The following is a 13,703-nucleotide window of genomic DNA, read 5'->3' as shown; positions in this document are numbered from 1 at the left end:
GGTAGTGCCCGAACTCTTGCGCACTTTGGTCTTCGCCCGTCCCTGTGGCGGTGATCAGTTCGCTGCTGGTACGGTCTCACCGAGCCTTGACATGTCGAGGTAGCGGCGCGTCGACCACTCGTCGGATGTCACGTAGCGGACCCTCGCGCAGACGAGCATCAACGCGCTGCGTCCGTCGGGGAACGAGCCGACCACGCGGGTCCTGCGCCTGATCTCGCGGTTGAGCCGTTCGATCATGTTGTTGGTGCGGATCCGACGCCTATGCTCGCGCGGGTAGTCGTCGAGCAGGTAGGTCGTGGTCTCGCCGATGCCCTCGCGCAGGCATTTGGCGGCCTCCTTGAGTTTCCTGGATTCCATGTCCCGGGCGACGGATTCGGCCTTCTCCAACGCCTTGTCGCGTGATTCCATGGAGAACACGGCCTTCAGTGCGTCGGCCGCCCAGTCGCGGTTCCCGGGGTTGACCCTGGCGAGTATGTTGCGCTCGAAATGCACCATGCACCGCTGGTAGCGGGCATCGGGCAGCAGCTCGCCCGCGGCGGCGACCAGCCCCGCGCACCGATCTCCCGTCACCAGTCTCACGCCCTTGAGGCCTCGTGCGAGCATGCCTTTGATGAATTCGCGCCAGCTTTCCGCGTCCTCCTTCATGCCCTCGGCCACCGAAAGCACCTCGCGCCGCCCGTCCATGCCGACGCCGATGGCCACCAGGATGCTCACGTTCTCCACGGACCCGCCCCAGCACCTTTTGTGCCACACGCCGTCCATGAACAGGTACGGGTAATCCTGTTCGAGGGGCCTGCCCCGCCATGCGTCGATATCCGCATAGACGCGCTTGAGCTTGTCGCTCAGGGTCTGCGAGGGCATGCGGTCGCCCCACAGGAGCCGGCTGACATCATCGACCTGGCGGGTGGAGACGCCGGCCAGGTACATGTCGATCAAGGCCTCCTCGACGCTCTCCTCACGCCGACGGTATCGTTCGATCACGGCCGACTCGAACACCGCGCCCTTGAGTTTCGGCACTTTCAGGCTCATTTTGCCGGCCTTGACGGTCAGGTCGCGCTCGTAGTGGCCGGCCCGGTACGCCTTGCGGTCCCCGCTGCGCTCGTAGCGCGCGGCGCCGGTGATCTCGTCGGCCTCGGCGTCGAGCATCGCGTTCAGGGTCTCCTCGACGCTTTTGCGGACCATCCGGTCCAGGGTGGTTTCCAACATGGCCTGGTCGACCTGTAGAATCTGCTGTGACATGGCTTCGTGCCCTCGTTTCCAATCGCGGTTTTCTAATGTCTGGCGACTGAAAATCGTACACAGGACACGGGCCATGCCCCTATCTCAAGCCCAAACCAAAGTGCGCAAAATCTCAGGCGTTATCGACCACGCGGAAATCAGCCAAGCCCAATCCTGCGTAATCGGTGAGATCGGGGGTTTTGTCCGTGCGGTCCATGAGCTTGATATAGCCGATGTCAGGTGCCGTGATGACCGAGCCCGCGGACTCGCCGATGTACGACGTGCCGGCGCGCACCTGCTCGATGATGGCCCGGTCGGCGCCGGTGCGGCGCAACTCCTGCAGGAGAAAGAACGTGTTGCCGCCGCCCACATAGATGCAGTCGGCCTCGGCGATGCTACGCGTGACGCGTTCGGCGGACCCGCTCGGCACATCTTCCACATCCAGTTGCTCCACCTCGAAACCGAGGCGTTGCAGCGCGCGCTTGCTCAACGCCGAGTGAACCGGCCCCCACGGTTCCACGGCGTTCGCCGTCGGGATGAACGCGACTCTCTTGCCTTGCGGATGCGGTTCGACTTCATGCACGGCGGACGAGGCGTTGCGGAATATCGAAGTCAGCAGCATCGTAACCATAAAAGCCTTCTTCACATATCGACTAGGCGACTATGCGGCAGTGTCGGCCTTGAATATACGGAAGTGTTCGTGCGTTCGCTCTGGGTATATCCGGCCTGATCAGCGGGACTCGGCCAATGTGATGCCGGCCGCCGTCATCTGTTTGCGGGCCGCGACACCGAGCTCCTCGCTGACCGGTACGGTCAGGTCCTCGAACACGGTGACCTCGAAACCGAGCTTCCTGGCATCGAGCGCGGTGTCCTTGACGCAATGCGATTCGGCGATGCCCACCACATCCACGCGACTCACGCCGGCGGCCTTCAGCGCATTGGCCAGCGTCTTGCCGGCGGATTGCTCGGCCGCGACCTCCTCACGGGTCTGGATACGGTCGGTATTGTCCTCGATGCCCTCAAAACCGGAATATGCCGACGAATACTGGCCCTTCTTGAAATGATGATGGATAATCAGCGCCTTGATCGCCGGATGCAATTCGGCGTTCGGCGTGCCGGCCGCACCATGCTTCGGCCACGTGTCCACGAAATCCGGCTCCGCCGACCAGTGCGCGCCCGGCTCGATATGCCAGTCCTGCGTGGTTGCGATATACGCGTACTCGCTGCGATGCGCGTTCACGTAATCGGCGATCCGCTCGGCGACCGCGTTGCCGCCTGCGACACCCAGTTCGCCGCCTTCACAGAACGTCGGCTGCACATCCACCACAATCAGTGCCTTGGTCATCATCATTCCCCCTATTGCCTTGGATTCGTTTTGAATATTGTCTCGAACTCGACGTGCGATTGCTCTCATCATAGCCATGCACGGCCCTGTGGGAAACGTTCGGGCTTACACTGCAAGCAGCAATCGAATACAAGAACCAGGGGAGGGCGACCAAGACCATGCTGGACCATCTGACGTTGCACGTGAAAGACATCGACCGTAGCATCACATTCTACAAACAGGCGCTCGCACCGCTCGGCTATATCGTCAAGGCGCATCATGAGCCCACGCTCGGATTCGGCGTGGATGACGGAACCCTGCACTCCGATTTCTACGTGTCACCGATTGAAGGGCCGGAGGCGGAGGCTTCGCCGGTCACGCCGGTCACACACATCGCGTTCCTGGCCTCTAGCCAGCAAGCCGTGCAGGCGTTCCATGCAGCCGCTCTCGCCGCCGGCGGCCGAGACAACGGCGCTCCCGGTCCGCGCCCGTACCATCCCGGCTATTACTCCGCATTCGTGCTGGACCCGGATGGCAATAACATCGAAGCCGTCGTGGATTGGGCTCATTCGAACGAGTAAAAACATATCCGTATCGTGCCTCAGGCGGCATCGACGGCGTAGGCTCCAGCCAGTCGGATTTGTGGTCGCAACGGCGGTATAGGTCACATCACGCAAGCGTGAAGGTGATGGTCTGCTCGGCGGTTTCGGTGCCGGTCCATGTGCCGGCTTTGCGGTTCCAATCCATGCCGTCCGCGTGCAGTGCATCAATGCCGTATTGACGTGCATGCGTGACCAGCCAGCCTGCCGTCTGCCAGCAAAGTCGAGCGCGGTTGTCGGTGGACAGGCCGTCCGGCAGCGTGATCGCCAACGTTGTGCTGGCCGTATTGGTCGCAGCGCCGTTGTTCGTGCTGGTTTTGCCGTTTAGGGGCATAACCGAGACCTTGACATTCGGCAGTGTAGCGCCTATGGCGGCAACCAACCCGTCCGCGTCCGAGGAGGTTGCTGGCTCCAACGCGCACGTGACGCCCGCCGACCGTTCACCGGTCAGCCCCGAGGCCCAAGCGCGTGCCATCGCATCCCATGTGGCATATAGTTCCGGGTAGCCTGAGCGCTGCACCTCCTGCGCGGCGTCCTCCACCGGAATCGTCTCCCAATCCGGCACCTGCAGCAGATGGTCGTAGAAGATGTTTGTCGCATAGGTCATGTCGGACACCTGCTCCGCCGTGCCCCAGCCTTGGCTGGGCCGCTGTTGGAACAGGCCGAGCGAATCCAAGTCGCCGTAGTCCAGATTCGTCAGCCTCGACTCCTGCATGGCCGTGGCGATGGCCACCGTCGCCGCGTGATCCGGCAGTCCGCGCGTGACGGCGATGTTCGCAATCAGCGCCGCGTTCTGCGCCTGATCAGGCGTCAAGGTGCGGCGGGCTCCGTCGGACGACACCGCCGCGCAATATGCTTCCTCGGCCGTGCGCGCGGTCTCGCGAGGCGTGAATAGCCGTGGCAGCAGCGTCCATGCCGCGATCAGCGCCGCAACAACAAGTATGGCGGCTGCAATCAGCGCGCCCGCGCCATGGGAGCGGCGTCTGCCGTACCGCACCTGTTGTCCCATTGCGCCTCCAATATTTCGGTGTCATGGCTGACCGTGACCGGCTGGCCTATGCAGCATGCGGATTTGCCGTGTTCCGGCTCGGCCGTCATCATGACAGCGTGGCATATCCACCTGAACGGCGGCTGCGCCATCACGCGACTTTGTGACAATTCTTCACGCTTCATGACATCCACGCAAATCAGCCCCTCGAAACCGAGAATGGCGGTCGGGATTGCTCCGACACCAGGGGAGCTGCTGCCGCTATTGTGTGAAAGGCGATTTGTACCGGGTTGAAGGAGAGAAACACATGGCACAATTGCAGCCGTACTGCGCGATTGAGGGCAATGATGATGGATTGCCCGTCGTGTTCGTGCATGGCATGGGTGTGGACCATCGTTCGCTGATGATGCTCGACAAGGCGTTTGACGGCAATGATTCAATTCGCCGTATATATCTGGATCTGCCCGGTTTCGGCCGTACGCCGGCATTGCCCGAGCATGCCTGCGGGCTGCCGGAAATGGCGGATTGGCTGCAAACGGCCATTGACGGCCTTGTCGGTAAAGCGGCTCCATTCGCCATGGTCGGCAACTCGATGGGCGGTGCGCTTGTCCGCGAGGTATTGGCGCGCGAACCTCGCCGAGTGGCCGGTATGGCATTGATCGCGCCGGTCGTGGACCCGCAGCATACCGGCCGGCACGTGGCCGAACATGTGGTTGCACAGCCCAATCCCAAGCTGACGCACTCCTTGCCACAGGAACAGGTGTTCGATTTCATTACCATGGGCGTCAACCAGTCATTCGACGCGTGGCGGCGCTACCAGCGGTTCATCCTGCCCGGCGTGGCGTTGTGCGACCGTGCGGCATGCGAACGACTGGATCAGCGTTATTGGCTGGCCGATAATCCCGAGGAAATGCTCGGCACATATGCGGGTCCGGTGCTCATCGTCACCGGCAAGCAAGACCAGATCGTCGGATACGAAGATCAGCAAGCCCTGTTGCCGCACTATCCCAACGCCACCTTCGTGACGCTGGACAATGCCGGTCACAACGCGCACATCGACCAACCCGAAGCCGTCATCACGCTCGTGCGCGAATGGGTGGCTCATATGGCGTTCGCTCCGTTGAGCTGACGGTCTGCTGACAGTCTGCCGAAGCCTATATGTATACGAGCGACCAATGCCGGTTGACGCAATACGCCTTGCAAGGTATATCGTTTTTCGATATAGTCATATCGATGTTCGCGGTGTCGCCAAAAAAGTCGGCACCTGAAAGGACCGGGCTATGAAAAACTACATGAACCGATGGGTGTTGCTCGCGATGAAAGCCATCGTGATTCTGGTCTGGCTGGCCTGCCTATGGGGCCAACTATTCGCCGTACCGGGATTGAGCGGCGCGCTGGCCGGCCTCTGCCCGAGCCAGACGTCGATGCACTGGCCATATCTCATTATGGGCGTGCTGTTCCTGCTCTGCATCGAAACGGCGTTCGTGGCCGTATGGAAACTGTTCTCCTTGTCCGGCTCGGGAGCGAACTCGAGCAGGTGATTTGAGATGACGATTCGCATCAATCTCGACGTCATGATGGCCAAACGCAAGATTGGCGTCGGCGAGCTCGCCGAACAAATTGGCATCACGCCCGCCAACGTGTCCATTCTGAAGAACGGACGTGCCAGAGCCGTCCGCTTCACCACGTTGGACGCCATCTGCAAGGCACTCGACTGCCAACCCGGAGACATCCTCGAATGGGAAGATGACGATTGATCGACACGCCACCGGCTCGAACTCATGGTTCAACTTGTAGTCTCTCCCAAAATCAATGATGCCCTATCATCCTGCAAGACGATAGGGCATCATCATGTGATTATGCGCAGCTGATATGTCGCGTTGTTATCACTCGGCGTCCGCGGCCGGTGCCTCCCTGGGCGCAGAGAGGAAGTGCTCCTCGCTGGGCAGCACGGCGTTCAGGATCACGGCCACCACGAACGCCACGGCGATGCAGTTCGAGGCGAAGATCTGCTGGAATAGAGCCGGGAACTGAGCGAAGATGTCGCTCACCTGGGTGAAGCCGATGCCGATGGTCAGCGAAAGCGCCGCAATCGTGATGTTGCGCTGCGTGAAGCCCGCCTCGGCAATCATCTGGAAGCCCGAAAGAATGATGTTGCCGAACATCATGATCGTGCAGCCGCCGAGCACTGCCTGCGGCAGCGAGTTGAACATCTCGGCGATGGCCGGCACGAAGCTCGCCAGCACCAGAATCAGTCCGCCGGAGAGAATCACCTTGCGGTTGACGACCTTGGTCATGGCCACCAATCCGATGTTCTGTGCGAACGAGGTCAGCGGCAGGCATCCGAACAGGCCGGATACGGTGGAGATCAGGCCGTCGCCGGCGATGGCGCCCGCGGTCTCGCGTTCGGTGGGCGTGCGGTTCAGGCCCACCTTGGTCAGCGCGGCGGTGTCACCCAGCACCTCGACCGAGGAGACGACGTAGAGCAGGCCGATGGAGATGATCGAACCCCAGTCGAACTCAGGCTTGAACGGCATGAACTGCGGCACGGACACGATGGCGAGGTTCTGGAAACCGGAGAAATCGACCTTGCCCATGCAGATGGCCACCACATAGCCGACCACCAGACCGAACAGCACGGACAGCTGCTTGGCCGTGCCTTTCATGAGCAGCTGGAACGCCAGGCAGGCAACCAAAGATATAAGCCCGAGCGTCAGGTTTTGCCAGGACCCGAAGTCCTTGGCTCCGCTGCCGCCGCCGAAGCTCGTGGCACCCACGTTGAGCAGCGAGAAGCCGATCGACGTGACCACGATGGCGGAGACGATGGGCGGCACGAACCGACGCCAATACTTGGCCGTCAAACCCAGCACGAGTTCCAGCAGGCCGCCGACCATTACCGCGCCGACCACTGCGCCATAGCCCTTGTCCGCGCAGATCGCCACGGCGGCCGCCACGTAGGTGAAGGAGATGCCGGTGACCATCGGCAGACGCGAGCCGATGAGCCACGCACCGTACAGTTGCAGGCAAGTGCCTAGGCCCGCCACCAGCAGGCCGGCCTGGATGATGGTGGCCGATTGGGCCGGCGTCATCTTCGCGGCCGAGGCGACGATGAAGATCGGGGCGAGGTTCGCCACGAACATGGCCATCACATGCTGCAGGCCGAACGGAATGCCCTTCCAGAAGGATACTGGCGCGTCCAGCGAAGACAACGCCTCAAAGGATACGGAATAATTGGTTTTCTTCTCTGACATGATTCTCTTCTTCTCTCTGTTGCTCCCGCCGGCGGGAGCAGTCAATGTGCTCAGTGCCTAAATGTGATTTCGCCGGTCTCGGAATTCATGGACTCGACGATGGCCAGCGAATCCACATCGTAGCCTTCAGCGCGCAGCGCGTCACCGCCGCCTTGGAAGCCCTTCTCCACGGCGATGCCAATGCCCTCGACCGTGGCACCGGCTGCTTCGCACAGATCGATCAGACCGCGCAACGCCTTGCCGTTGGCCAGAAAATCGTCAATAAGCAGCACATGGTCGCCGGCGTTCAGATACTTCTTGGCCACGATCACCGGGAACTCCTTCTGCTTGGTGAAGGAATAGACCGTGGTGGTGTACTGGTCGCCGTCGAGGTTGATGGACTGCGCCTTCTTGGCGAACACCACCGGCACATTGCCGAAATGCTGGGCCGCCACACACGCAATGCCGATGCCGGACGCCTCGATGGTCAGAATCTTGGTGATGTGCTTGCCGGCGAAATGAGCGGCCCATGCCGAACCCATGCGGTCGAACAGACGCACGTCGCACTGGTGATTCAGAAACGCGTCCACCTTGAGCACATCACCCGCCTTCACCGTTCCCTCGCTTTGGATTCGCTCCTCAAGTTCCTGCATTGAACCTCCCATTGTTGTATGTCAGTGAATGATATGGATACTCGTAAGTGTACGTTGTCCTGCGCTGACCCGTGCATGTGGTAAACATGAATGTCGCGATTCAAAGGGAGGCAACAGTGTACGACGAGCCGGAAGTCATCGCACGCAGCGCACAGGAACTCGTGGGCGACCTGAACCCGCAGCAGGCGGAAGCCGTGCAATACCGCGGTCAGGCGCTGCTGATCGGAGCCGGCGCAGGCTCCGGCAAAACCCGCGTGCTGACCCGCCGCATCGCCTGGATCTTGAGCCAGTTCGGCGCATGGCCGGGCCAGATTCTAGCCATCACCTTCACCAACAAGGCCGCCGCCGAAATGCGCGAACGACTCGGCTCGCTGATCGGCCCGGTGGCCCAGCGCATGTGGGTCTCCACCTTCCACTCCGCCTGCGTGCGCATTCTGAGGCGCGACGGCAAGTCCATCGGACTCAAGTCCGGCTTCTCCATCTACGATTCCGCCGACTCCGAGCGACTCGTCAAAATCATCGCCACCGAATTCAACCTCGACATCAAGCGCTACACTCCACGCTCGATTCTCAGCCATATCTCCGACCTCAAGAACAATTTGACCGGTTGGAAGGAAAACCTCGCCGTTCACGCGCCCGACTTCACGCCCGGCCAGCGCGGCTACCAGTTCGGCACGGTGGGCGACCTTGAAGCCATCTACGCGGTGATCTATGCCGAATACGAGCATCGCTTGGCCCTGGCCAACGCCGTCGACTTCGACGATCTGATCGGCCGCACGGTCGAGTTGCTGCGCACCGACCCGGCCGTCGCCGAGTACTACCATCACCGCTTCCGTTACATTCTGGTCGACGAGTATCAGGACACCAACCACGCCCAGTACGTGCTCGTGCGCGAGCTGGCCGGCGTGGACACGGGAGAGAAGGCCATCCCGGGCGCGCCTAACGCCGGCAAGTCCGGCCCCGCCTGGATCACCGTGGTGGGCGATTCCGACCAGTCCATCTACGCGTTCCGTGGTGCCGACATCCGCAACATTCAGGACTTCGAGCAGGACTTCCCGAACGCCAAGACCATCATGCTCGAACAGAACTATCGTTCGACGCAGACCATTCTGGACGCGGCCAACGCGGTGATCAGCAACAACGAGGGCCGCAAGCCCAAGAAACTGTGGACCGCGCTCGGCAAGGGCGAGCCGATCGTCGGCTACGCAGCGGACAACGCCCAGCAGGAGGCCCAGTGGGTGGCCACCGAAATCGCGCGCCTGCACGCCGAAGAGGGCATCGCCTACTCCGACATGGCGATCATGTACCGCGCCAACGCCCAATCCCGCTCGCTCGAAGAGGCGCTGATCAACACGAATCAGCCGTATCAGCTCGTCGGCGGCACCAAGTTCTACGAACGTCGCGAAATCAAGGACGCGCTGGCCTATTTGCAGGCGCTCGTCAATCCGGACGACGATGTGAATCTACGCCGTATTCTCAACGTGCCTAAGCGTGGGCTTGGCGACCGCGCCGAAGGCGTGCTGCTCGCCTACGCGCGCGAGCATGGCACCAGCTTCTTCTACGCACTCATGCACTTGGATGAGATCGAGGTGCCGACACGCACCGCCACCTCGCTACGAGCATTCCACGATCTGATGGGCGCACTCTCGCAGTTCACGCGCGCGCACGACTCCAAGCCCAGCGAGATCGTGGCCGAAGTATTGGAGAAGTCGGGCTTAAGGGCCGAACTCGAGAAATCCGTGGACCCGCAGGACGCCTCCCGTCTGGAGAACCTCTCCCAGCTGCAGTCCACTGCCGCCGAATTCGAACAGAACACGCTTGACGCCACGTTGTCCGCATTCCTGGAGACCACCGCGCTTGTGGCCGACTCCGACCAACTACCCGGCGAGGCGGAGGACTCCGGCAAGGTGACGCTCATGACCTTGCACACCGCCAAGGGCCTCGAATACCCGGTGGTGTTCCTGACCGGCATGGAACAGGGCACCTTCCCGCATTCGCGTTCGATGGAAGACACCACTGAACTGCAGGAGGAACGCCGACTCGCCTATGTGGGCATCACGCGCGCCAAGCAGAGACTGTATGTCACGCGCGCCGCCGTCCGCTCCCAGTGGGGCCAGGCCGCCGATATGATGCCCAGCCAATTCCTCGACGAGATTCCGGATTCGCTGATTGATTGGAAACGTCGTGAAGCCGGTGTGGAGCGTATGCGCGCCAGCTGGGAGACCGATGGATTCGCCGACGATTTGGGCGGCTGGGATGATGACGATTTCGGCGGCGCCACGTTTGGCGGGTCGTCGACGTTCGGCTCGTGTGGTTCGTCCGGTTCGGGTTCGTCCTATGGGTCGCGGTCGCGGTATGGGTCGTCGTATGGCTCGGATTCCGGCTCCTCGTCGTATGGTTCCCGTTCAGGTTCTTCGTACGGTTCCCGTTCATCATCATATGATTCCCGCTCCGGCTCGTCCTCCTACGGGTCTCGCTCCCGTTCGGGGTCGTCTTACGGGTCTCGTTCCCGTTCCGGTTCTTCGTCCGGTTCATATGGCGGCACCCGTGGCGGCAAAGTCACCACGCGCCGCACCACACCGAAATCCGGTTCGACCGGCTCTGCCGTGCCCAGCTCGAAGCTCACCAAGGATAATGGCCTGAATATCGCCGACTTCGCCGTGGGCGACATGATCAGCCACGACCAGTACGGTCTCGGCAAGGTCACCGACGCGCAAGACAAGGGCCGCAATTCGGTAATCACCGTGGACTTCGGCTCCGCCGGCGTCAAACGCCTCATGCTCCGCGTAGCACCTATTGAGAAGTTGTAGATAAATTGGCCCCTCTGACGAGGGGCTGAGTTACATACCAAATAAATTCACAAAAAACAAGACTTGTGTTCTTCATCACAGTGTGGGCATAATGCGGAGGTCGTGCTTACGAGCCCTGGGAACAGGGGAAAGGAAAAAGTAATTATGAAGAACAAGCTGTTTGCATCCGTGCCCAATATTCTGTTCGGCGCGCTGATCACCATCGCGCCCCAGACCTTTGCGCACGCCTGCACCGGCCATGACATGCCGGGTGCCTGCCACTACTCGCAACAGGCGGCCACCGGCATCGGCGTCGTCATCCTCGTGTTCGGCGTCGTGGCTTTGTTCGTCGCCCCGCAGATTCGCATCGGTCTCAATATCGCCGCCGCAACCAACGCCCTGCTGCTACTCGCCGTACCCACCTTCCTGATAGGTGTCTGCAAGGGCGCGATGATGCACTGCCGCATGGTTATGCTGCCCACGCTCATCGTGCTCGGCGTGCTCACCATCGTGTTCGCGGCCATCGCCATCTGGCTCGACTCTCGCGCCGCCAAGCGCAACTGATCGAGCAGACGGCCGGAGCCCAGCCATTCCGGACGCTGGACTCCGGCCTCGCTTGTTGCAACCGCACTATAAGCAACATAAGGACTCATCGTGCCATCCCATATCGCATTGCGTGGCCTTCCGATTGAAAACCTCAAACGCAAGCCGTTCCGCACCGGCGCACTGCTCGCCGTCGTCACCATCCTCGCGCTGACGTTCTTCGGCGGCACCATGCTGACCATGAACCTCAACACCGGCATGACCAGTATGGAAAAGCGCCTGGGCGCCGACCTTATGGTCGTGCCGCAAAACACCGCGCAGAAGGCTGAAGCGCTGCTCACCAACGGCAATCCCAGCACTTTCTATTTCACCAAAGACATCGCCGACGAGGTCATGCAGGCCGACGGCATCGCACAGGCCACCGAACAGACCTATATATCATCGCTGGCCGCCGCCTGCTGTGCCGAAAAGCTGCAGATCATCGGTTATGACCCGGACACTGACTTCGTCATCGAACCATGGGTCGCCTCCCAGTTCGAAGGCCCCCTTGAAGACGGTCAGATGATTGCAGGCGCAAATGTCAACGTGTCCACCGACGGCACCATCGAACTCTACGGCCGTTCATGGCCGGTCGTCGCCCAGCTCGCCAACACCGGCACCAGCCTCGACAACTCGGTGTTCATCAACCAAAACACCGTGCCCGACATGGTCGCCGCCTCGGCCAAGGTCTCCAAGCAGGTCATGCCCGCCGAATATGCAGGCGAAGCCGTCTCCACCGTGATGATTAAGACGCAGCAGGGGTACGAAGCGCAGACCGTGGCTGAAAACATCAAGCGTCTTGACTCCCGGTTCGCCGATTTGGAGTACGTATACCCCGGCGGCATCACCGCTAACACCAGAACTTCGCTGACCGCGCTTGTCACCTACCTCAAGATTTTCGTGGCGGTGATCTGGGTAATGGGCGTGATTGTGCTGCTCGCCGTATTCGCCTCGTCGGTGAACGAACGCAAACGCGAATTCGCGTCCCTGCGCATCATGGGCGCCACGCGCGGCATGTTGAATGCCATCATTCTGAAGGAAGCCGCCATCATCGGTCTGATCGGTGGCGTAATCGGCGTCGGCGCGGCCAGCCTGGTGATTTTCCCATTCAGTTCGCTGATCGGCAAACAGCTTCAATTGCCGTATCTGCAAGCCAGCCTGGTTGCGGTGATCGGATTCATTGCCGTGACCATTGTGTGCTCTACGGTCATCGGCATCATCGGTTCGCTGGCCACCATGTGGCGTCTCGGCCGGCCCGAAGCCTACCTGACCCTGCGAGAGGGGGAGTGATATGACTGAGACAACTACGCCGACTCAGCTGACCACGGTTGAGCCGACCAAGCTCCAGCCGACCACGCCAGCTCGGCCGAACGCGCCGACTACGCCGGATTCGCCGCACGTAACCGAGACGCCCTCCCCGGACCATCTGCTGACCTTGACGGACCTGACCCGCCAGTTCGTCCGCCGCGGCACGCCGTTCGACGCCGTCAGCCACGTGAACCTCACCGTCGATGCCGGCGAATTCATCGCCATTGTCGGCCGGTCGGGCAACGGCAAAAGTACGTTGATCAACATGGTCGCCGGGCTGATTCGCCCGACCTCGGGAGCCGTGAGCGTGGCTGGACGCAATGTGGCCGACTTGGGCGATAAAGCACTGTCCGTGCTGAGGAACCGCACTATCGGATTCGTGACCCAAAGCCAGACCCTGCTCGGCAACCTGACCGTGCTCGACAACGTGATTCTGCCCGCAACGATGTTTCCGGAGCCGCTGCCGTTCGCTCAAAACGCGGAAGCAACGGATGCCGTTGCTCAGGTGGACGCTGTTGCGTCGACCGATGCCGTGGCACAAGCCGCTGCCACCAATGATGAAGCAGCCGCCGACCTGTTCATGCCGGATGTCATTGCGCCAATCACAGACCGGGAAAACATGCCGTCAAACACGGCTGCGAGCCGTCCGGACCTGTTCGCCACCCGATCTCGCATGCTGCTCACCCAGCTTGGTGTCGCCGATCTGGCAGACAGCTACCCGCGCGAGCTGTCCGGCGGTGAAATGCGGCGCGTCTCCATCGCCCGCGCGCTGATGAACCAGCCGAGCCTGCTCATCGCCGACGAGCCGACCGGCGACCTCGACCAAGAGAGCACCGACATCGTAATGCGTCTGCTCAGAGACCAAGTCAACAACGGCACGGCGATTCTCATGGTCACCCATGATCCCGATGCACTCGAATACGCAGACCGGGTGTATCGCATGGACGCCGGAGTGCTGTCCATAGCCTCGGTGTAATATGGTCTGCTGGTGTCTGCCAACAGGTAGATACCG

Annotated in this window: 14 protein-coding genes; 8 read left to right on the top strand and 6 right to left on the bottom strand. The window is 61.3% G+C overall.

What is annotated here, in order from left to right; all coding sequences use genetic code 11:
• Positions 1-54: 54 nt before the first annotated feature.
• From ACEUKI_RS07725 to ACEUKI_RS07715, 3 genes are all read right to left on the bottom strand, one after another.
• Positions 55-1,239 (bottom strand): IS256 family transposase, encoded by a 1,185-nt coding sequence (locus tag ACEUKI_RS07725; RefSeq protein ID WP_131218582.1) that lies wholly within the window; start codon positions 1,237-1,239, stop codon positions 55-57.
• Positions 1,240-1,351: 112 nt separating this feature from the next.
• Positions 1,352-1,849 (bottom strand): Type 1 glutamine amidotransferase-like domain-containing protein, encoded by a 498-nt coding sequence (locus tag ACEUKI_RS07720; protein ID WP_374156675.1) that lies wholly within the window; start codon positions 1,847-1,849, stop codon positions 1,352-1,354.
• 99 nt (positions 1,850-1,948) lie between these two features.
• The gene (locus ACEUKI_RS07715; RefSeq protein ID WP_080785039.1) at positions 1,949-2,563 is read right to left on the bottom strand and encodes a nicotinamidase; all 615 of its coding nucleotides are present in this window, start codon (positions 2,561-2,563) and stop codon (positions 1,949-1,951) included.
• 158 nt (positions 2,564-2,721) lie between these two features.
• Between ACEUKI_RS07715 and ACEUKI_RS07710 the strand changes: the two genes are divergently transcribed.
• A complete protein-coding gene (locus tag ACEUKI_RS07710; protein ID WP_080784916.1) occupies positions 2,722-3,123 on the top strand; it encodes a VOC family protein in 402 nt (133 codons plus the stop codon).
• Positions 3,124-3,211: 88 nt separating this feature from the next.
• On the opposite strand, the gene ACEUKI_RS07705 is transcribed toward ACEUKI_RS07710, so the two are convergent.
• Positions 3,212-4,150: a cobalt transporter gene (locus ACEUKI_RS07705; RefSeq protein ID WP_080784915.1), complete on the bottom strand. Its 939-nt coding sequence runs from the start codon at positions 4,148-4,150 to the stop codon at positions 3,212-3,214.
• Between the two features lie 286 nt (positions 4,151-4,436).
• Between ACEUKI_RS07705 and ACEUKI_RS07700 the strand changes: the two genes are divergently transcribed.
• The 3 genes from ACEUKI_RS07700 to ACEUKI_RS07690 all read left to right on the top strand — a co-directional run bounded on the left by ACEUKI_RS07700 (position 4,437) and on the right by ACEUKI_RS07690 (position 5,886).
• Entirely contained in the window at positions 4,437-5,258 is an 822-nt protein-coding gene (locus ACEUKI_RS07700) for an alpha/beta fold hydrolase (protein ID WP_080784914.1), read from the top strand.
• A gap of 151 nt (positions 5,259-5,409) precedes the next feature.
• Entirely contained in the window at positions 5,410-5,670 is a 261-nt protein-coding gene (locus tag ACEUKI_RS07695) for a DUF2975 domain-containing protein (RefSeq protein WP_080784913.1), read from the top strand.
• A gap of 6 nt (positions 5,671-5,676) precedes the next feature.
• Positions 5,677-5,886 carry a helix-turn-helix transcriptional regulator gene (locus ACEUKI_RS07690; RefSeq protein ID WP_080784912.1) on the top strand — a complete coding sequence of 70 codons (210 nt, stop codon included), beginning with the start codon at positions 5,677-5,679 and terminating at the stop codon, positions 5,884-5,886.
• A gap of 129 nt (positions 5,887-6,015) precedes the next feature.
• Here the strand turns inward: ACEUKI_RS07690 and ACEUKI_RS07685 are convergent, their stop codons facing one another.
• Both ACEUKI_RS07685 and ACEUKI_RS07680 read right to left on the bottom strand, forming a co-directional pair.
• Positions 6,016-7,380 (bottom strand): nucleobase:cation symporter-2 family protein, encoded by a 1,365-nt coding sequence (locus tag ACEUKI_RS07685; RefSeq protein WP_374156674.1) that lies wholly within the window; start codon positions 7,378-7,380, stop codon positions 6,016-6,018.
• Between the two features lie 50 nt (positions 7,381-7,430).
• Complete coding sequence (locus ACEUKI_RS07680; protein ID WP_080784910.1) at positions 7,431-8,012, bottom strand: xanthine phosphoribosyltransferase; 582 nt, start codon at positions 8,010-8,012, stop codon at positions 7,431-7,433.
• Between the two features lie 116 nt (positions 8,013-8,128).
• Here ACEUKI_RS07680 and ACEUKI_RS07675 point away from each other — a divergent pair, with 116 nt between their 5' ends.
• The 4 genes from ACEUKI_RS07675 to ACEUKI_RS07660 all read left to right on the top strand — a co-directional run bounded on the left by ACEUKI_RS07675 (position 8,129) and on the right by ACEUKI_RS07660 (position 13,667).
• A complete protein-coding gene (locus tag ACEUKI_RS07675) occupies positions 8,129-10,822 on the top strand; it encodes an ATP-dependent helicase (RefSeq protein WP_144169247.1) in 2,694 nt (897 codons plus the stop codon).
• 144 nt (positions 10,823-10,966) lie between these two features.
• Complete coding sequence (locus tag ACEUKI_RS07670) at positions 10,967-11,365, top strand: DUF4418 family protein (RefSeq protein ID WP_080784908.1); 399 nt, start codon at positions 10,967-10,969, stop codon at positions 11,363-11,365.
• Between the two features lie 90 nt (positions 11,366-11,455).
• Entirely contained in the window at positions 11,456-12,673 is a 1,218-nt protein-coding gene (locus ACEUKI_RS07665; protein WP_080784907.1) for an ABC transporter permease, read from the top strand.
• A 1-nt stretch (position 12,674) separates the two neighbouring features.
• Complete coding sequence (locus tag ACEUKI_RS07660; protein ID WP_144169248.1) at positions 12,675-13,667, top strand: ABC transporter ATP-binding protein; 993 nt, start codon at positions 12,675-12,677, stop codon at positions 13,665-13,667.
• Positions 13,668-13,703: the final 36 nt, after the last annotated feature.

This window comes from Bifidobacterium sp. 2450 (assembly GCF_041900695.1).
In the GTDB taxonomy this organism is placed as follows: domain Bacteria; phylum Actinomycetota; class Actinomycetes; order Actinomycetales; family Bifidobacteriaceae; genus Bifidobacterium; species Bifidobacterium longum.
This window is presented reverse-complemented; position numbering and strand designations above follow the sequence as displayed.